17 protein-coding genes and 2 pseudogenes are annotated in these 19,066 nt (G+C 72.9%); 9 read left to right on the plus strand and 10 right to left on the minus strand.

What is annotated here, in order from left to right; all coding sequences use genetic code 11:
* Positions 1-34 precede the first annotated feature (34 nt).
* The 4 genes from O7597_RS08280 to O7597_RS08295 all read right to left on the minus strand — a co-directional run bounded on the left by O7597_RS08280 (position 35) and on the right by O7597_RS08295 (position 3,297).
* Positions 35-1,039: an inorganic phosphate transporter gene (locus O7597_RS08280; protein ID WP_269738450.1), complete on the minus strand. Its 1,005-nt coding sequence runs from the start codon at positions 1,037-1,039 to the stop codon at positions 35-37.
* A 4-nt stretch (positions 1,040-1,043) separates the two neighbouring features.
* The gene (locus tag O7597_RS08285) at positions 1,044-1,670 is read right to left on the minus strand and encodes a DUF47 family protein (RefSeq protein WP_093403380.1); all 627 of its coding nucleotides are present in this window, start codon (positions 1,668-1,670) and stop codon (positions 1,044-1,046) included.
* Positions 1,671-1,802: 132 nt separating this feature from the next.
* The gene (locus O7597_RS08290; RefSeq protein WP_269738451.1) at positions 1,803-2,735 is read right to left on the minus strand and encodes a PPK2 family polyphosphate kinase; all 933 of its coding nucleotides are present in this window, start codon (positions 2,733-2,735) and stop codon (positions 1,803-1,805) included.
* Positions 2,736-2,790: 55 nt separating this feature from the next.
* Positions 2,791-3,297 (minus strand): DUF402 domain-containing protein, encoded by a 507-nt coding sequence (locus tag O7597_RS08295; protein ID WP_210824841.1) that lies wholly within the window; start codon positions 3,295-3,297, stop codon positions 2,791-2,793.
* Positions 3,298-3,438: 141 nt separating this feature from the next.
* Here O7597_RS08295 and O7597_RS31730 point away from each other — a divergent pair.
* Both O7597_RS31730 and O7597_RS31735 read left to right on the plus strand, forming a co-directional pair.
* A pseudogene (locus O7597_RS31730) lies at positions 3,439-4,785 on the plus strand (ATP-dependent DNA helicase); the annotation flags it as partial.
* A gap of 156 nt (positions 4,786-4,941) precedes the next feature.
* Positions 4,942-5,619 (plus strand): annotated as a pseudogene (locus tag O7597_RS31735) (ATP-dependent DNA helicase); the annotation flags it as partial.
* Positions 5,620-5,719: 100 nt separating this feature from the next.
* Here O7597_RS31735 and O7597_RS08305 read toward each other — a convergent pair.
* The gene (locus O7597_RS08305) at positions 5,720-7,018 is read right to left on the minus strand and encodes an AI-2E family transporter (RefSeq protein WP_281582380.1); all 1,299 of its coding nucleotides are present in this window, start codon (positions 7,016-7,018) and stop codon (positions 5,720-5,722) included.
* A gap of 168 nt (positions 7,019-7,186) precedes the next feature.
* On the opposite strand from O7597_RS08305, the gene O7597_RS08310 reads away from it, so the two are divergent.
* Positions 7,187-7,522, plus strand: coding sequence for a co-chaperone GroES (locus tag O7597_RS08310; protein ID WP_164448536.1), 336 nt, complete (start codon positions 7,187-7,189; stop codon positions 7,520-7,522).
* Between the two features lie 86 nt (positions 7,523-7,608).
* The gene (locus O7597_RS08315; protein ID WP_166458800.1) at positions 7,609-7,776 is read left to right on the plus strand and encodes a hypothetical protein; all 168 of its coding nucleotides are present in this window, start codon (positions 7,609-7,611) and stop codon (positions 7,774-7,776) included.
* Positions 7,777-7,821: 45 nt separating this feature from the next.
* Here the strand turns inward: O7597_RS08315 and O7597_RS08320 are convergent, their stop codons facing one another.
* Both O7597_RS08320 and O7597_RS08325 read right to left on the minus strand, forming a co-directional pair.
* On the minus strand, positions 7,822-9,321 hold the full coding sequence (locus O7597_RS08320) for a PrsW family intramembrane metalloprotease (protein WP_281582381.1): 1,500 nt from the start codon (positions 9,319-9,321) through the stop codon (positions 7,822-7,824).
* A 14-nt stretch (positions 9,322-9,335) separates the two neighbouring features.
* A complete protein-coding gene (locus tag O7597_RS08325) occupies positions 9,336-10,592 on the minus strand; it encodes an FUSC family protein (protein ID WP_281583216.1) in 1,257 nt (418 codons plus the stop codon).
* Positions 10,593-10,696: 104 nt separating this feature from the next.
* On the opposite strand from O7597_RS08325, the gene O7597_RS08330 reads away from it, so the two are divergent.
* Positions 10,697-11,335, plus strand: coding sequence for a metal-dependent phosphohydrolase (locus O7597_RS08330; protein ID WP_281582382.1), 639 nt, complete (start codon positions 10,697-10,699; stop codon positions 11,333-11,335).
* Positions 11,336-11,375: 40 nt separating this feature from the next.
* On the opposite strand, the gene O7597_RS08335 is transcribed toward O7597_RS08330, so the two are convergent.
* On the minus strand, positions 11,376-11,690 hold the full coding sequence (locus O7597_RS08335) for a DUF4031 domain-containing protein (protein ID WP_281582383.1): 315 nt from the start codon (positions 11,688-11,690) through the stop codon (positions 11,376-11,378).
* A 67-nt stretch (positions 11,691-11,757) separates the two neighbouring features.
* Between O7597_RS08335 and O7597_RS08340 the strand changes: the two genes are divergently transcribed.
* Positions 11,758-13,158 carry an FAD-linked oxidase C-terminal domain-containing protein gene (locus O7597_RS08340; protein WP_281582384.1) on the plus strand — a complete coding sequence of 467 codons (1,401 nt, stop codon included), beginning with the start codon at positions 11,758-11,760 and terminating at the stop codon, positions 13,156-13,158.
* A 22-nt stretch (positions 13,159-13,180) separates the two neighbouring features.
* Here the strand turns inward: O7597_RS08340 and O7597_RS08345 are convergent, their stop codons facing one another.
* Positions 13,181-13,705 (minus strand): hypothetical protein, encoded by a 525-nt coding sequence (locus O7597_RS08345; protein WP_269738458.1) that lies wholly within the window; start codon positions 13,703-13,705, stop codon positions 13,181-13,183.
* Between the two features lie 86 nt (positions 13,706-13,791).
* Entirely contained in the window at positions 13,792-15,615 is a 1,824-nt protein-coding gene (locus O7597_RS08350) for a glycerol-3-phosphate dehydrogenase/oxidase (protein ID WP_269738459.1), read from the minus strand.
* 114 nt (positions 15,616-15,729) lie between these two features.
* On the opposite strand from O7597_RS08350, the gene O7597_RS08355 reads away from it, so the two are divergent.
* The 3 genes from O7597_RS08355 to O7597_RS08365 all read left to right on the plus strand — a co-directional run bounded on the left by O7597_RS08355 (position 15,730) and on the right by O7597_RS08365 (position 19,023).
* Positions 15,730-18,351: a S8 family serine peptidase gene (locus tag O7597_RS08355; RefSeq protein WP_281582385.1), complete on the plus strand. Its 2,622-nt coding sequence runs from the start codon at positions 15,730-15,732 to the stop codon at positions 18,349-18,351.
* 150 nt (positions 18,352-18,501) lie between these two features.
* A complete protein-coding gene (locus O7597_RS08360) occupies positions 18,502-18,633 on the plus strand; it encodes a hypothetical protein (protein WP_268968058.1) in 132 nt (43 codons plus the stop codon).
* Positions 18,634-18,786: 153 nt separating this feature from the next.
* Positions 18,787-19,023 (plus strand): hypothetical protein, encoded by a 237-nt coding sequence (locus tag O7597_RS08365; RefSeq protein WP_269738746.1) that lies wholly within the window; start codon positions 18,787-18,789, stop codon positions 19,021-19,023.
* Positions 19,024-19,066 lie beyond the last annotated feature (43 nt).

Consider the following 19,066-nt stretch of genomic DNA (forward strand, 5'->3'; position numbering starts at 1 on the left):
GCCCCCGGGGACGACGGGGGCCCTTCGACACAGGTCAGCTGAAGATCGGACGGACCAGGAAGTACATCAGGGCACCGATCGAGCCGGCCGCCGGGAAGGTCAGGATCCAGGCACCGATGATGTTGCCGGCCACGCCCCAGCGCACGGCGGAGAGCCGCTTGGTGGCACCGACGCCCATGATCGCCGAGGTGATCGTGTGCGTGGTCGAGATCGGGGCACCGAGCACCAGCGCGTTGAAGTAGAGCACGCTGCTGGCCACGGTCTCGGCCGCGAAACCCTCCGGCGGGCGCAGGTCGATGATCTTCCGACCCAGGGTCCGGATGATCCGCCAGCCACCGGCGTAGGTGCCCGCCGCCAGCACTGCCGCCGAGGTCCAGAACGCCCACTCCGGGATGTAGGTGGCGTCCTCCTGGTAGCCGCCGACGAAGAGGGCGAGCACCACGATGCCGATGGTCTTGGCGGCGTCCTGCATGCCGTGGCCGACCGACATGGCCGCCGCCGAGGCGGTCTGTGCCCAGCGGAAACCGCGGTTGAGCTTGCCCGGGTGCCCGTTCCGGAAGACCCACTGCACCGCGATCATCACGATGTAGCCGAGGATGAAGCCGACCATCGGCGACAGGATCATCGGAATGATCACGCTCTCGCCGATGCCGGTCCAGAGCACGGTGCCGGAGGCGGCGACGGTCGAGCCGACCAGGCCACCGATCAGGGCGTGCGAGGACGACGAGGGCAGGCCGAAGTACCAGGTGATGATGTTCCAGGTGATCGCGCCGATCACACCGGCGAAGACGATGCCGAGGCTGGAGACACCGGTGGGCAGCTCGACCAGGCCGCTGCCGACGGTCTTGGCGACCTCGGCGCCGAAATGGGCGCCGATGAAGTTGCCGACCGCCGCCATGGCCAGGGCGACCCGGGGGGTCAGCGCCCGGGTGGAGATGCTTGTCGCGATCGCGTTGGCGGCGTCGTGGAAGCCGTTGGTGTAGTCGAACACCAGGGCCACCCCGATCACCGCCAGCACGGCGATGAGCTCGGGACTCACAGGATCAGGACTCCTTGACCGCGATGGTCTCGACCGTGTTGGCGACGTGCTCGAAGGCGTCGCAGGCGGCCTCCAGCTCGTCGGCGACCTCCTTCATCTTCAGCACGGTCAACGCGTCGTACTCCCCGGAGAACAGCCGCACCAGCAGCATCCGGTAGGCCTGGTCGCCGTCGTTCTCCAGTCGGTTGATCTCGATCCAGTAGTCCTCGAGATCCTTCATCGACTTGAGCCGGGGCATCGCGTCGGCGGTCAGCTTCGCCTGCTGGTCGAGCACGTGCACCAGCTCGTGCATCTCCCGGGGCAACGACGGCAGCTTGGTCAGCCCGTAGAGGTAGAGCAGGTTGCCCACCGCCTCCAGGTGGTCCATCACGTCGTCCAGCAGCGAGCCGAGCCGGTAGATGTCCTCCCGGTCGAAGGGGGTGACGAAGGTGGAGTTGATCTTCTTGTACAGATCGTGGGTGATCTGGTCGCTGTCGTGCTCCACCTCGGTGAGCCGCTCGCTCACCGACTGCACCTCGACATCGGGCAGGGCCAGCTCGTTGAGCAGCTCGGTACCCCGGACCAGATTCTGCGCGGCCCTGGTGAAGAGCTCGTAGAAAGCGCCCTCGTTTGGGCGGAAGGAAAACCTCACAGCACGGACCTCGTCGTGTCGGGTGGAAGGGGTGGCGGCCGTCGCTCCGGCGCCCTGCTGAGGGAATGCTAGGGAACCGTCAGATCGGCGATTATTCGGCCCACCCCTGGCCAGATCGCATTCACCGCTCGTTCAACTTCCGTTCACCTTCACCGGCCCCGCGGTTCCCAGCAGTCGCTCCCGTTCCCGCGCGATGTCGAAGTCGGCTGGCGGATACCCCAGATCAAGAGTGTTGAACGTCTCACGCAGTAGGTGCGCCACCGCCCAGTCCCGGTACCACTTGCGGTCCGCCGGCACCACGTACCACGGCGCGACGTCGGTGCCGCACCGAGCGAGCACCTCGGCGTACGCGGCCTGGTAGTCGTCCCACCGGGACCGGGCGTCAACGTCGGACGGGTGGTACTTCCAGTGCTTCGTCGGATCGTCGAGCCGGGCCAACAGCCGCTTCGCCTGTTCGGCGTTGGAGATGTGCAGGAAGACCTTGACCACGACCACTCCGGCGTCGGTCAACTCCCGCTCGAACTCGTCGATCTCCGCGTACCGGGGCCGCCAGACGTCCTCCGGAGCCCGCTCCTGGACCCGGGGGACCAGCACGTCCTCGTAGTGCGAACGGTTGAAGACCCCCAGGCTGCCCGGGGGCGGCAGGGCCCGGCGGATCCGCCACAGGAAGTGGTGCCGCAGTTCCTCCGCGGTCGGTGGGCCGAACGCCCGGATGTGCACGCCGAGCGGGTTCATCGCCCCGACCACCCGCTTGACCGTGCCGTCCTTGCCACCACAGTCCATCGCCTGCAGGACCAGCAGCACCCGCCGCCCGGCGCCCGGGTCGGCCTTCGCACCGGCGAACAGCATCTCCTGCTGGTCGGCCAGTTCCGCACCCAGCCGGGCGACCTGCCGGCGGGCCCAGGACTTGCGGTCCGGCCAGGTCACCTCGGGGCCGGGCAGCCCCGGGGTCGAGCGGGGGTCGATCTCCGCGAGATCCACCGGGCCACCGGGCCGCACCCGGAGCAGGTCGCGTACCGCGCCGCCGGTCGGCGCCACCACGTCGAAGTCACCGTCGTCCACCATCGGAGCATCATCACCCGTCCGCCGCCGGTCCGCGCGACGGAGGTGGCCGCGGCGATCAGACGACCAGGGCCAACCACTTGCGGTACGAGGTGGCGAAGGGCTCCGTGCCGTCGCCGAGCGCGCCGAACAGCCAACGCGCCGCCGCCTCGGCCGCCACCACAAGGTCGTCGGGGTACCCGAAGCGGACCCGGTGCTCGGCGAACTCGTCCTCGTCGCGCAACTCGACCAGGCCGGTCTCCCGGCGCCGGACCACGTCCAGGTCGAGGTCGATCAGGTGAACGGTGTCCTCGCCCTCCCAGCGGGCCGGACTGGCGATGTCGCAGTAGACCTCGCTGGTGCGGGGCGGCGGGTTGAACATGCCGGTCCACCAAGCGTGGTGGGGCACCAGCAGCACGAAGGGAATCTGCTCGACCGACGGCCGGCCGTGGTAGACCGAGCTGGTGCCGGCCGACACGCCGAGCCAGATGCCGAGGTCGTCCTCGGCCAACCGACGGGCCGGGTAGTCGCGGTGGGCGCTGCCGTCGAACTTGCGGTAGATCACCCGGATCACGTCGCTCGGCATGAGTCGCACCCTAACCGATTCCGCCCACGCGTCGCCGTCGGGAAGTTACCGGACGACCGGGCGGTGTTTTCCGTTATCTGCGCCCGCAACACACGGCTGTTCGGTACCGACCACGTCCGACCCGGCGGGTACCGTGCCACGGTGACTCCGCCCCGCACCGCCACCGGCACCAACACCACCCGCGACAAGGCCCGCCGCCGGGGCGACCGCCCGGGCGGGGCCGAGCTGTTGTCCGCCGCGGTCGGGGCGGTGCCCGGCGGCACGGCCCGTCCGGGCCAGCAACGGATGGCCGCGGCGATCGAGGAGTGCGTCGCCAGCGGTGACCATCTGCTGGTGCAGGCCGGCACGGGTACCGGCAAGTCCCTGGCGTACCTCGCGCCAGCCCTGACGGTGGACGGACCCGTGGTGGTCTCCACCGCCACCCTGGCGTTGCAGTCCCAACTGGTGGAGCACGACCTGCCCCGGTTGGCCGACGCCGTCGAGCCGTTGCTCCGGCGCCGACCCACGTTCGCCGTGCTGAAGGGCCGCCACCACTACCTCTGTCTGGCCCGGCTGGAGAACTCCACGGCGGACGAACCGGAGGACACCCTCTTCGACGCTCCGGCCGAGCGTCCCGGCGGCACGCGCTGGCTCGGTGAGGCCGGCCGGCTGGGCAAGCAGATCCAACGCCTGCGGGACTGGGCCCTGGAGACCGACACCGGTGACCGCGACGAGCTGGATCCGGGAGTCGACGACCAGACGTGGCGGCTGGTCTCGATGCCCGCCCGCGAGTGTGTGGGCGCCTCCCGCTGCCCGTACGGCGCGGAGTGCTTCGCCGAGGCGTCCCGGGCCCGAGCCCGGGAGGCGGACATCGTGGTGACCAACCACAGCCTGCTCGCGGTCGACATGCTCGCCGGTCGGCACATCGTCCCGCCCCACCGCCTGTTGGTCGTCGACGAGGCCCACGAGCTGGCCGACCGGGTCTCCTCGGCGGCCCAGGCGGAGCTGACCCCGGAGCTGATCGACCGGTCCGCCCGGCGGGCCCGTCCGCTACTGCGCCCGGAGACGGCCGAGGCGTTGACCGCGTCGGGTGACGCCCTCGCCGTCGGGCTGGCCGAGGCACCGGTCGGACGCATCACCAGCGGGCTGCCCGGCCCGCTGCGGGAGGCCTGCACGCTGCTGGACGCCGCCACCCGATCCGCGCTCGACAGCATCGGCGACGTCAAGGCCGACGACCCCGACCCGGTACGCAAGCAACAGGCGAAGGCCGTCCTCGACGAGTTGTCCACCACGGCCCAGCGGCTGCTGGAGGAGGCCGACCACGACGTGGCCTGGGTGGAACGCAACGACGTGACCGGACGCCGGGCACTTGTGGTGGCGCCGCTCTCGGTCGCCGGCACCCTCGCCACCCACCTCTACGACGAGCGGACCGTGGTGGCCACCTCGGCCACGCTCGCGCTGGGCGGGCGGTTCGACACGGTCGCCCGGGCGCTGGGCCTCGACTCTCCCCCGCCCGGCCCACCGTCAGCGGCCGCCGCCGCCCTGGCCGAGGCCGCTCGGCGACCGGCCGGGCCGGGCGAGGACACGCGGCGACCGGCCGGGTCGGGCGAGGCGGCGGGCGGTACCGCGCCAGCCCGGGCGGAGGACCCGGACGCGGCGACCGACTCCGGGCTCGGGTGGCGTTCGCTCGACGTCGGCTCGCCGTTCGACTATCCCCGGCAGGGCATCCTCTACGTGGCCGCCCACCTGCCCCGACCGGGGGCGTCCGGGTTGCCCGAGGCCGCCGGGGAGGAACTGCTCGCGCTGGTCACCGCGCTCGGCGGGCGTACGCTCGGCCTCTTCTCCTCGCGGCGGGCCGCGCAGCAGGCGGCGGAGCTGCTGCGCGCCAAGACCGACCTGCCGGTGCTGCTCCAGGGCGAGGAGGCGTTGCCGCTGCTGGTCCGGCGCTTCCGCGAGGAGCGGGCGAGTTGCCTGTTCGGGGTGATGTCGCTGTGGCAGGGGGTCGACGTTCCGGGTGATTCGTGCCAACTCGTGGTGATCGACCGGCTGCCCTTCCCGCGCCCCGACGAACCGCTCGCCGCGGCCCGGGCGGCGGCGGTCGACGCCCAGGGCGGCTCCGGCTTCGCCGCGGTGAGCGTCCCGATCGCGGCGGTCCGGCTCGCCCAGGGCGTGGGCCGGCTGATCCGGGCCAACGGCGACCGGGGCGTGGTGGCGGTGCTGGACTCCCGACTGGAGACGGCCCGCGGCTACGGCTCGTTCCTGCGCCGCTCCCTGCCCCCGTTCTGGTACACGACCCGTCCCGAGGTGGCCCGGGGCGCCCTGGCCCGCCTCGCCGCGAGCTGAGCCGGGCGGCGTTACCGGTGGGCGGGCAGGGCGTCCACCCGCCTGCCGGCCGCCGCGTCCGTCGCGCCGAGCCACCCCCAGCCGAGGCGTGGGACGGCGGTCAGGGCGCCCGGGAGGCGACGACGACCGCGTCGGGTGGGGTGTCGGGGACGCGCCGCGCGGCGAGGCGGCGTACCGCCGTGTTGAGCACCGCGATGATGGGCACCGCGACCAGCGCGCCGGTGATCCCGGCGAGCACCACGCCGGCCGCCAGACCGATGATCACTGCGAGCGGGTGGATGGCGACCGCCCTTCCCATGATCAGCGGCTGGAGGATGTGGCCTTCCACCTGCTGCACCCCGATCACCACACCCAGGATGATCAATGCGGTCACCGGGCCGCTGTCGACCAGCGCCACCAGTACCGCGACGCCTCCGGACAGAGTCGCACCGACGATCGGGATGAACGCGCCGAGGAAGACCAGGGCGGCCAGGGGGAAGGCGAACGGGATGTCGAAGATGACCAGGAAGATGCCGATACCGACGGCGTCGATGAAGGCGACGAGCACGGTCGCCCGCACGTAGGCGACAAGCGTCGCCCAGGCGGCCCGACCGGCGTCGTCGACCTTCCAGCGGGCGGCGACGGGCAGCAGCCGGACCAGGAACCGCCAGATGATGTTGCCGTCGCGCAGGAAGAAGAAGGTGGCGAAGAGGACGAGCACCGTGCCGGTCAACACCTCGGCCAGGGTGGCCGCGGTGGAGAGGGCGCCGCTGGTGAACCGCTCGGTGTTGTTGTCGACCCACCGCTGGGTCTCCTCGATGTACCGGTCGAGGTCGTTGTCCGACAGGTGCAGCGGCCCGGTCTTGAGCCAGTCCTGGATCTGTTGCAGACCCTGGGTCGACTTCGCGGTCAGCTCCGGAACGCCCTTGATGAACTCGTTGACCACCAACGTGAGCGTGCCGATCACCGCGGCCAGCCCGGTGACCAGGACCACCGCCGTCGCCAGTGATCGCGGCAGGCGGGCCCGCAGCAGCCAACCGACCGCGGGTGCCAGCAACGCCGACAGCAGCAGCGCCACCGCCAGGGGAATGATCACGATGCTGATCGTGCCCACGAGCTTCAGCAGCGCCCAGAAGACGATGCCGATGACGATCAGCCGCCAGCACCAGGCGGCGGCGATCCGCAGCGCGTGCGGCACGTCGGCGTCGTCGCGACTGGAGGTGGAGTTGTGCACCGGCGCGGTCGGTTCGGCACCGACCACGGTCGCCGCGGCCGGTGCCGCCGGCCCGGGACTGGAGGGCGAGGCCACGGCGGCCGGCTCCGGGACGTCGGACGGCGTCTGGCGACCCGCGCGGACCGATTCCCGGCCCGACTCGTACGCGCGACGCAGCCGTCCGCGTATCCGCTCGAAGCGGCTCAAGCGCACCTCCTGGCAGATCTTCGCCTGCGCACTGCGTCAGGTCGGACAGGATACGCCCGACCCGGCAACGGTAGGACGGATTCGCCACCCACAGTGCCCCGTCCGACCGGTCCGCTAACCCGGCGACCACCAGCGGCCGGCGCGGGACGACACGGTAGCGTCTGCGGCGTGACCGCCGACAACCTCGACTCCGGCCTGCCCATCCGGCTGCTGCACGACCGCGTGCTGGTGCGGATGGAGGGCAGCGACGGCGAGCGGCGCTCCAGCGCCGGCATCGTCATCCCGGCCACCGCGGCGGTCGGCAAACGCCTGGCGTGGGCCACCGCGGTCGGGGTCGGCCCCAACGTACGCTCCATCGTCTCCGGCGACCGGGTGCTCTTCGACCCCGACGACCGCTCGGAGGTCGAGTTGCACGGCCGGGGCTACGTGCTGCTGCGGGAACGCGACGTGCACGCGGTGGCCGCCGAACGGGTCGAGGAGAACGCGACCGGCCTGTACCTCTGACCGGCCTCGGCCCCTCGACCGTCCTCGCGTCGTTTGCCGCGCTCCCCGGCGGGAAGCCAGCCGCACCACCGGCCTGGGGAGGGACGATGCCGGTATTCGTGAAGAAGGTGCTGGCCTGGGGAAGCCTCGCGTTTCTGATCTACTTCATGGCGTTCCGGCCGGAGGGCGCGGCACAGATGTTCAAGGCCATCGGTGCGGCCCTGATGATGATGGCCCAGGGGCTCGGAGACTTCCTCACCAGCCTGATGACCTGAGCACCACCCGCCGGCCGGTCAGTCGCGACCGGCCGGCGTCGGCGGTCAGCGGTGCCCCGGTGGCCAGGGGGCGGCCGGACGTGGACCGTACCAGCCGGGCCCGCCGTAGCCGGCGGGGAACGCGGGTGGCGGGGGCGGCGGCGGGATGAGCACCACCGGGATCGGCACCACCGGCTCCTCGGGGGCCTCCACCGCCCGCTGCGAGCCGTCCGGAAAACGCAGGTGGTAACGGTGTCCGTCCCAGACACCGACCGGTGACTGGGGATCCCGGCCCACGAAGTACGACCGGTACGCGGCGATGGAGTGCAGCAGTTCCTGTTCCTCCCGGGCCGTCCGGTCCCGGTCGACGGGCCGGCGGTCCAGCCCCCGGGTGGCACCGTCCCGCAGCAGGGCCAGCCGGGTGGCCGCGAACTGGTAGCCGCGCATCGCCCGTAGACCGGCGTCACCGGCCACCCGCCGGGCCCACACCCGGGCCGCGTGTCGTCGGCCGAGGCTGCTCAACGCGGCCACCTCCGGTGGGGTGAGCCAACCGGCCCGGACATAGTCCGGCAGTACCCGCTCGGTCAGCCGCCCCTCCCAGGCCCGCAGCCACACGGCCAGGCCGACCATGCCGAAGAAGATCGGCACCATCACGCCGACGAAACCGAATAGCGAGATCAGCACCTGTCCGGTGGCCTGGGTGAGCGTCGGCAGCAGGTTCCACGTGCCGTGCAGCATCATGGCCAGCAACAGCCCCGCGAGCGGAGCGAAGAACCGCACCCGACGGTCCGCCGACCGGGCGGCGATACCGAGCCCGATACCGGCCATCGAGGTGAACAACGGATGGGCGAACCCGAACAGCAGGATCCGGACGATGAAGATGGCGATCACCTGTTGCGCCCCGGTCGCCGGCCCGTACTGCTCGACTCCCGTGGCGTATCCGTACCCACCCAGGTAGAGGATGTTCTCCACCATCGCGAAGCCGATCGCGGACAGCCCGCAGTAGACGAGCCCGTCGGTGATGCCCGACCATTCCCGTCGCCGGAAGATCAGCAGCAGGATCGGGCCGAGGGTCTTGGTCAGCTCCTCGATGAAGGGCGCCACCAGGACGGCGGTGAGGGCGACGGGCAGGCCCTGGTCCTCGAACCAACCGGCCGCCGTCTCGTTGACCGTCAACGACGCCGCGGTGGAGACGAAGGCACCCCAGGCGAAGCAGAAGACCAGGTACTTCAACGGCTCGGGTTCGTAGCGGTCGAGCCAGAGGAAGCAGGCCACCAGCACCGGTACCGGAAGGACCGCCGCGGCGGTACCGACCAGCAGCGCCTCCGGGCCGAGACTGGTGCCGAGCGTGAAGAGCATGAAGATCGCACAGGCCGCGATCAGGATGATCACCCCGATCAGTACCAGCGCCCGCCGCCAACTGAGGCGACGCCGTGGCATTCCGGGTACGCCGCCACCCGCGCCTGGCGCGACGGGCACGGACGGCGACGGCGGCAGCGATCCGCCGGACGGGGTGACGACCATGCGGTCAGCGTAGTCATGCCCGGCCCGTCCGGCCGGGCGCATGGCCGCCTGGAGGCTCAGCCGACCGGGGGCGCGGTGGGCCGCCGCACGGCGGGCTCCGGCCCGGCCGGCGCCCCCGGCCGGTCCAGCTCACCGAAGGAGCGGCGAACCAACCGGTTCGCCTCCTCCTGGCTGATGCCGGAGGCCACCAGCAGGTCACTGGCGGTGGTACGCACCTGCGCCACCACCACGCTGCCGGAGAAACCCACCCCGTCGCCGTACGCCCGACCGGCCTCGCTGACCGCGCGCAGCGACCGCTCCCGGGCCTGCTCGGGCTCCTCGCCCTGAGCGAACTCCTTCTGCAGCAGGCGGACCGACTCGGCCAGGTGGCGAAGCGCGTCCGGCATCGACTCCGGGACCGGCTCGTCGTCCTCCACCAGGGTCACCGCGCGCCGGATCAGGGTGCCGCTGTTGCGCATCGCCCGGTCGATCGGGTCGGCCGCCTCCGCGTAGTGGGTGAGTTCGCTGCGCCGGTGCCACCGCGCCGGGGAGAGCAGCGCGGTCTCCTTGGCTCCCTCGATCGCCTCGGTGAAGGTGGCCAGTTCCTCCTTGTTGTCGCGCAGCCGGTCCAGCGCGTTCTGGATCTTCTCCCGATCGCGCTCCCGCAACCCGTCGGCGGCGGCGTCGAGCTGCTCGGCGAGCAGATCAAGCGCCGGCCGGGCCGCCCGGTTGAGCACCCGCAGCGGGTTGAGCGGCAGCAGAATCGCGGTGACCAGCAGCGCGATGCTGCCGCCGACGATCGCGTCGATGAACCGGGGCAACTCCAGATCCTCCACCGACGGGCTGAGCGTCACGATCAGCACCGCGGTTGCCGCGGCCTGGATGACGATCGCGACGCTGCCCCCGGCGAAGACGGTGAGCACGATGGCGGAGGTGACCACCAGGCCGAGTTGCCACGGCCCGGTGCCGAGGAAGTAGATCAGCAGGTCGCCGACGAACACCCCGACGCCCACCCCGAGGATCAGCTCGACGGTCCGGCGGAACCGCTGCCCCACCGAGACGGCCAGGGTGCCGACGGCGGAGATCGGGGCGAAGACCGGCTGCGGGTTGCCCAGCAGCTCGTGCGCGGCCACCCAGGACAGCCCGGCCGCCAGACCCGCCTGGGCGGCCAGGCCGAGCGACAGGCGCACCCGGTGCAGACGGTCGCGCAGGGTGGCCTTGCCACGGTGGTGCAGCTGCGCCATGGTCCCGGCGATCCGGGCCGTGTCCACGTCGGAACGGCCGTCGTTTGCTCGGTCCCGGCGCAGCAGCCGGGAAAGTCCGCTCCGGGCCACCGCCATGGCCGGGACTACCCGCCGGACGCCCGGACATTCCCGCCGAAGCGGCACATCGCGCTCCGGACCGGCGGCCGGTCGCCGCATCGGGCAGACTCGGGCCGGTGACGGAGTTGCTGGCACGGTGGCGTACCGCCGCCCGGGCGGCCGGAGCGGCCGACCCCGCGTCGGTCGACGCCGCCGGGGCGGAACTGCTCGAACGGTGGCGGGAGCCGCACCGGCGCTACCACACGGTCACGCACCTGACCGCCGTGCTCGACGTGATCGACCGCTACGCCTCGACCGCGTCGCGACCCGATCTGGTTCGGCTCGCCGCCTGGTGCCACGACGCGGTGTACGACCCCCGCGCGCCCGGCGATCGGAACGAGCGCGCCAGCGCGGCGCTCGCCGACGCCCTGCTCACCCGGTCAGGGCTGCCGTCGGACGGGGTGGCCGAGGTGCGTCGGCTGGTCCTGCTCACCGCCGGCCACGTGGTCGATCCGGCGGACGCCGACGGTGCGCTGCTCTGCGACGCCGACCTGGCCGTGCTCGCCGCCCCACCACCGGAGTACGACCGGTACGCCACCGCGATCCGTCAGGAGTACGCCCACGTCCCCGAGCCGGACTACCGGGCGGGCCGGGCAAGGGTGCTCGCCGCCCTGCTCTCCCTACCCACCCTCTACCGCGTCCCCGCGCTGGCGACCCGCTGGACGCAACCCGCCCACGCCAACCTCACCCGCGAACTGACCCACCTGACCCGGTAACCCCCGTCGATCTTGCACTTTCGGTCGGGACATGACGGCGTCAAAGCCGCGGATCGGGGACCGAAAGTGCAAGATCGCGGGAGGCGGGGCGGGGGCGGGAGAGGTGTTTGGGGCGGCGGAGGTTGGCGTCGCGGAGGAGACGGACGATGTCGCGGCTGGGTACTACCTGCGCGCCGAGCCAGACGGCCATCGCGAAGCGCTCGGCGGGCACGTCGTAGTGGTCCCGGTCGAAGCCCCGCCGGGGAGCACCCAGCATCTCCGCGAAGGCGTGCAGTTCGGCGAGGGAGACGTCGCTGATCAGGTGCGACCAGAGCCGGCCGCGCCCCGGCCAGGACGGCCGGTCCACGTAGATCACGCGGCCACGGTACCGGGGCGTCGGCGCGGGTTGATGATCACCATTGGCCGGTCGTAGCCTCGGCCGCATGGCCACCTCCCCGCTCCTCGACGACCTCCGCGCCGCTCTCGGGCCGGACGCGGTGCTCACCGATCCCGACCTGCTGCGTGGGCACGAGCGGGACGAGGCCGACCTGTGTGCGTCGGCGACACCGCTGGTGGTGACCCGGCCGCGCAGCACCGAGGAGGTCGTCGCGGTGGTCCGGGCGGCCGGGCGACACGGCGTACCGGTGGTGCCGCAGGGTGCGCGTACCGGGTTGGCGGGCGCGGCGAACGCCGTCGACGGCGCGGTGGTGATCAGCACCACCGCGCTGAACGCCATCCTGGAGATCGATCCCGTGAGCCGGATCGCGGTCGTGCAGCCCGGAGTGGTCAACGCCGCGCTCACCGCGGCCGTGGGTGAGCGTGGCCTGTGGTACCCGCCCGACCCGGGCTCCTGGGAGTCGTCCACCATCGGCGGCAACGTCGCCACCAACGCGGGCGGGATGTGCTGCGTCAAGTACGGCGTGACCACCGAGTACGTGCTCGGCCTGGAGGTGGTGCTCGCCTCCGGCGAGGTGCTGCGCACCGGACGCCGGACCGCCAAGGGGGTGGCCGGCTACGACCTGACCCGGCTCTTCGTCGGCTCGGAGGGCACCCTCGGCGTGATCACCGAGGTGACAGTGGCGCTGCGGCCCGCGCCGGCGGAGTCGCTGACCCTGGTGGCCGTGTTCGGCTCCACCGCGAACGCCGGCGCGGCGGTGGCCCGGATCGCCGCCCAGGGGCTCTCCCCCAGCCTGCTGGAACTGCTCGACCGCACCCACCTGACGGCGATCGAGGCGTACCGGCCGATGGGGTTGCGCACCGATGCGGAGGCGCTGCTGCTGGCCGCGGCCGACACCGGTCCCCGGGCGGCGGCGGACCTCGCCGAGTTGGCCGCCGTCTGCGACGCGGCCGGCGCCGAGGAGGTGTACGCGGCAAGTGACGCCGTCGAGGCCGCCGCGCTGTTGCAGGCCCGCCGGCTGGCCCACCCGGCGATGGAGAAGTACGCCGTGGACACGTACCCGGGCGGCAACGGTGGCCTGATCATCGACGACCTGGCGGTGCCCCGGGGTGCGCTCGCCGCACTGCTCGACGGGGTGGCCCGGATCGCGGCGGAGTGTCAGGTGCCGATCGGGGTGGTCGGTCACGCCGGCGACGGCAACATGCACCCCAACATCGTCGTCGACCGGGCCGATCCGACGAGCCTGGAGCGCGGCCGGCGAGCCTTCGACGAGATCATGCGGTTGGGGCTGGACCTGGGTGGCACCTGCACCGGTGAGCACGGCGTCGGCCTGCTCAAGCGGGACTGGTTGGCCCGGGAGATCGGTCCGGTGGGCGTCCGGGTGCACCAGGCGATCAAGACGGCGCTCGACCCGACCGGCCTGCTCAACCCCGGAAAGGTGCTCTGACGACGCCGCGTCGGCGCTGCCGCTAGCCCACCATCTCGGCGGGCGTGTTCTGGGTGAGCAGCAGCAGGATCTCCTCGGCCACCGGCGGCCGTTCCTCCCCCGGGCAGTCCTGCGAGGTGATCAGGCCGGCCGCGGTCAGCAGGGTGGAGGTGAGCGCGCCGACGCAACTGACCCGATAGCCCCGGGCCTCGTCGGTCTCCAGGGCCAGGTCCGGCTCGGCCAGCAGTTGCTGGAGACGCTCCCGATGCTCCGCACTCAACTCACCGGTCGAGGTGACCCCGTCACCGGCACAGTCGACGCACTCCCAGCGCCCGTCCGGCTCCACGTTCAGGGTGCGTAGCGGACCGTCGGCCCCGTCGTTCTGCAGCAGGCTGACCCGGCCCTTTCCGGCGGTGGTGGCCCCCGCCCCGCCGGGTTGCCCGGCGGCCGGCGCGCTCGGCGCCACGGGCGGTTCGGAGTTGTCGCCGAACGGCGCACAGCCGCCGAGAGCGACCGCCAGCAGGACGATGCCGGGCAGGAAGACCAGTCGTGATCGGGAAAGCGCCATCACTCGCGGAACTTACCCCACCGTAGGTAGCGAGCGTAACCCCATCGGATGGATATACATGCCGGGCGATCTCCAGAGTGGAACCGTCAGCGGGCCAGGCCGGCCGCGCCGTCGTCGGCACCCCGATCCGCCGGGTAGCCGCGCACGTCCGGAGCGCCGAGCCGAGCGGCGTCCGCGGTGGCGTCGTCCGGCATCAGCTGGGACTGCCGCTCGGCCTCCACCCGGGCCCGGTAGTGGGTCACCTCCCGGGCCCGGCGCGCCGCGTCCCAGCCCAGCACCGCGCCCATCAGCTCGGCCGCGTGTTCGGCCGACTCCAGGCCCCGGTGAGTGGTCTCGATCGAGATCCGGGTACGCCGGGTCAGCACGTCCTCCAGGTGCAACGCCCCCTCGGCGCGGGCCGCGTACGTCACCTCGGCGGCGAGGTACTCCGGCGCACCGGCCAGCGGGGAGGACAGCAGCGGATCGGCGTCGATCAGGGCGAGCAGGTCGAGGGTGAGGCTGCCGTAGCGTTCCAGCAGGTGCTCCACCACGCCCACCGGCAACCCGTGGCGGCGAGCCAGATCCGCCCGGTCCCGCCACATGGCCGCGTACCCGTCCGCGCCGAGCAGCGGCAGGTCGGCCGTACGCGACACCCGCTGGCCACCGAGCCGGCGTACCGCCCGGTCGACCACGTCGGCGGCCATCACCCGGTACGTCGTGTACTTGCCACCGGCCACCAGCAGCAGCCCGAGCATCGGCTCGATCACGGCGTGCTCCCGGGAGAGCTTCGAGGTGGAGTCCGCCTCCCCGGCCAGCAGCGGACGCAGTCCGGCGTAGACACCTTCAATGTCGGCCGTGGTCAGCGGGCGGTCGAGCACCGTGTTGACCTGCCGGAGCAGGTAGTCGATGTCGCTGGCCGAGGCCGCCGGGTGGGAGCGGTCCAGCCGCCAGTCGGTGTCCGTGGTGCCGATGATCCAGTGCCCACCCCACGGGATGACGAACAGGACACTCGTGGCCGTACGCAGGATCAGTCCGGTCTCGCCGGTGATCGCCGAGCGGGGCACCACCAGGTGCACCCCCTTGGACGCCCGCACCCGGACACCGGGCCGCAGGCCGACGTCGTTGAGCATCCGGGACATGTCGTCGGTCCAGACACCGGTGGCGGCGATGACCGTGCGGGCGCGCACCTCGAACTCGGCCTCGGGCGCACCGGGGGGTGCCTCCAGGTCGCGGACCCGGACCCCGGTCACCTCCCGAGCCTGTCGGATCAGTCCGACCGCCCGCGCGCTGCTGACCACGGTCACGCCCAGGCTGGCCGCGGTGCGGGCCAGGGTGATCACCAGGCGGGCGTCGTCGACCTGCCCGTCGTGGTAGCGGATCGCGCCGGCCAGGCCGTCGGAGCGCAGGCTCGGGAAGACGCGGCGGGCACCCTCCCGGCTCAGGTGCCGGTGCAACGGCATGCCCCGGCCGCCGCCGAATAGGCCGGCGAAGGCGTCGTACGCGGCCACCCCGGCGCCGTAGTAGGCCCGCCGCAGCAGTCGGGCGGGCAGGTCGCGGACGCCCTGACCAGCGGGGAGCGGCACCAGGAACGGCACCGGCCGCACCAGGTGCGGCGCCAGCCGGGTGGCCAGCAGTCCGCGCTCGGTCAGCGCCTCGTGCACCAGGCCGAACTCCAACTGCTCCAGGTAGCGCAGGCCACCGTGGATCAGCTTGCTGGACCGGCTGGAGGTGCCGGCGGCGAAGTCGCGGGCCTCCACCAGGGCCACCTTGAGGCCCCGGGACGCGGCGTCGACAGCCGCTCCGGCGCCGGTCACCCCGCCCCCGATCACCAGCACGTCGAACCGCTCGGCACGCAGCCGACGCAGGTCGGCGGCGCGGCGAGCGGGCGAGAGCTGCCCGGCAACGGACCGCAGAACGTTCGGATCACGCACCCGTCCACGTTAACCGCCCCCACCCGCCACCGGCAGGTGCCGACCCGGGCACCCCGATCAGTCGCCCGGCAGATCCGTCCCGACGACCGGGCGGCTGCGACGTACTGTGTGCGGATGCGGGCGGAACCCACCACACCCGGCGCGGCCGGCAGCCCCTGGGCGATCGTCGCGGCGGTGTTCGCCGGCTGCTGGACGGTCACGGTCACGGTCCTGGCGCAGACCGGCGGCTGGACCGTCGACCAGGTGGTCCTGATCGGCGGCCTGGACCGGCTGGTGCCGCTCTGGCCGGTGGTCTGCCTGCTCACCGTGCTGCTGATCGCCGCCGCCGCGCTGCCGTTGGCCCTCATACCCCGCTCGTCGGCGGTCCGCGTCACCGGTCGGGTGTGGTTTGCCGGCGCGCTCGTGCTCGGCCTGCTCGGGCTACTGCGGACGATCCCCCCGGTGCACCACGAGGCGTACCTCGCCGGGCTGGCGCTGGTGGCGATGCTGCTGGCGGTGGTGACGGCCCGGCTGCCGTCCCACGTCCTCGGCCCCGGCCGCCGGGCCGACGAACTACGGCGGGCGGAATCCGTCGGCGGGGTCGGGCAGCAGGCCGACCGCCCGGACCAGCCGGACCGGATGCCGCCCGGCGGTCCGGGGCACCGGACCGGGCCGGAGGCGATGCCGGTCGGGCGAACGGCACGACTGGACGCACGTCCGTCGGTGGCGGCCCTGCTCGCGATGGCCGCCGGGCTCGCCCTGCTGCTGCCCTGGGTCTGGTGGGGCGCGCTCGGCGGGCTGTCGGAGACCATTCTCGCCGGGCTGGCCGCGGCGGCCGTCGGCGCGCTGGCCGCGACGCTGCTCGACGCTCGGTTCTGGGGTCGTTTCGACGCGGACGATCCGCCTCGACCGGCCCGGCTGGTGCTGCTGGGCGGGCTCGTGGCCGGGGTGGTGCTGCTGCTGGTGGGTGCCGGCACCGGCCACTCCGGCGCGCAGTTGCCGCTGCTGGTGACGCTGCCGCCGGCCGGGTTCGCGCTGGCCGCGCTGCGGGCCATGAGCCGCCGGGCGGCGGCCGGCCGCGGCGTCACCCAGCCGGGCACCTGGCCCGGTGTGCCGGACCAGCCGGCAACCGGAGCCGTCGTGGCCCGCCATCCGGCCGGGGCGGGTGGCCGGGCACCGACTGCCTGGCTGGTCGGGCTCGGTGTGTTCGGCCCGCTGGCGTTCACCGATCCGGAGGAGGTCAGCCTGCTGCTGGTCGGCACCCGCGACGTGCCCTTCTGGGTCGCCGCCGCGACCGGTGCCGGACTCGCCGTCGGACTGGTGCTGGCGGTCGGATACGGCCTGCTGCTGGCGCGACGCTCGGCCCGTACGCCGAGCCGCGCGCTGGCCGCGGCGAGCGCGCTGGCGCTGCTGGTCACGGTCGGCCTGGTCGGCTCGGTCGCCGGCCAGCCGGGGCTGCACGGGGAGCGGCTGTTCGTGCTGCTGCGGGAACAGGCGGACCTGAGCGGGGTGAGCGGCGGGCCAGGTCGGGCCGGCCGGGACGCGCGGGCCGGGGAGGTCTACCGGCGGCTGGTCGACACCGCCGACCGGGCCCAGGCCGACCTGCGGCGGGACCTGCGGCTGGCCCGGCTGCCGCACACCCCCTACTACCTGGTGAACGCGATCGAGGTGGCCGGCGGGCCGGCGGTACGGGCCTGGCTGTCCAGCCGGCCCGAGGTGGCCCGGGTACTGGTCAGCCAACGCCTGCGCCCGTTGCCGGCACCCGCCGACAGCGCCACCGGCAGCGCGCCGGCCCCGTCCGGCCCACCGTGGCACCTCACCATGATCGGCGCGGACCGGGTCTGGTCCGAACTCGGCGTCACCGGGGCCGGGGTGACCGTGGGCAGTTCCGACTCGGGGGTGGACGGACGGCACCCGACTCTGGCCCAGGGTTTCCGGGGCGGCGACGACTCATGGTTCGACCCGTGGAACGGCACTGGCGCACCGACCGACCGCAGCGGACACGGCACCCACACGATGGGCAGCGCCGTCGGGCGGGACGGCATCGGCGTGGCTCCCGGCGCCCAGTGGGTCGGCTGCGTCAACCTCGACCGCAATCTGGGGAACCCCGCCGCCTACCTCGACTGCCTCCAGTTCATGTTGGCGCCCTTCCCGCCCGGCGGTGACCCGTTCCGGCAGGGCCGGCCCGCCCGGGCACCGGAGATCCTGACCAACTCGTGGGGCTGCCCACCGATCGAGGGGTGCGATCCTCGGGCGCTACAGCCGGCCACCGCGGCGCTGGAGGCCGCCGGGATTCTCGTCGTCGCGGCGGCCGGCAACACCGGCCCGTTCTGCGGCTCCGTGCAGGATCCGCCGGCACCGTACCCGGACGTGCTGACCGTCGGCGCGGTGGACGATCGGCGGCGGGTCACCGCCTTCTCCTCCCGTGGCCCGACGGCCACCGGGACGGCGAAACCGGATCTGATGGCGCCGGGGGCGGAGGTCATCTCCGCGATGCCCGGCGGCGGGTACGCCGTGCTCGACGGCACCTCGATGGCCACCCCGCAGGTGGCGGGGGTGGCCGCGTTGATGTGGTCGGCCAATCCGGAACTCGTCGGCGACCTGGATCGGACGCGGCGGATCCTGCGCGAGACGGCCGAACCGATCGAGACCAGCGACTCGGCCCGGGACCGGTCCGACGAGTGCGGCGGCCCGGCGAACGTCGCCGGCGCCGGCCTGGTCGACGCGTACGCGGCCGTCTCGGCGGCTCGTGGTTGATCGCCCACGTTCGATTGGAACCGACGTGAGCAGTACTCGCCCGAGGGTTATCTGACCCCTGCGGACCTGCTATCTTGCGGGTTCATGCATGGTCATTCGTCCGGGTCGGCAGCTCCGCTCCGGGCATCGTCGACAGCCCGGTGGCGGGGCATGGCCCTGCTGATCCTGCTGGGGGTACCGGCGCTCGTCGTGGCGCTCTGCTGCGGGGTGGTCCATGTGGTCACCAGGTCCGCCACCGACGACCCGTTCGGCCAACGCGGTGGCGTCACCGGACCGCCCTGATCCGGGCCGCATCCACGGCGGAGCGGGTCGTTGGTGCTTCCCGAGCCGAACCGGCCGAAAAGGGCGTAACGGCAAATAGATCCCGATAACGCCATTCACCCTTCCCGCCGCTCGGCGCGCCCTACCGTTTCGGTAGAGGAGGCAGCCATGAGCATGGACGACGATCAGGCCCGGGAAGCCCCACCGACCACCCGGGCCACGGTCCACGGACTCCCCGGCCAACTGCCGATCGACCGGCTCGACCACGGCGACGCCGAGCAACTGGCCGAGATGACCGGGGTGGACGAGCCACCCGAGGAGCCCCTCATCCTGGTGGACGAGCCGGTTCAGCACCGCCCGCCGTACGACCGGGCGCGGAAGCGCCGAAACCAGCGACCGCTGCCGACGTAGCCGACGAGTGGCCACCGACACAGCGGAAGGGGCGGACCGCTGA

It is taken from the genome of Verrucosispora sp. WMMC514, from assembly GCF_027497295.1.
Lineage (GTDB): Bacteria > Actinomycetota > Actinomycetes > Mycobacteriales > Micromonosporaceae > Micromonospora > Micromonospora palythoicola.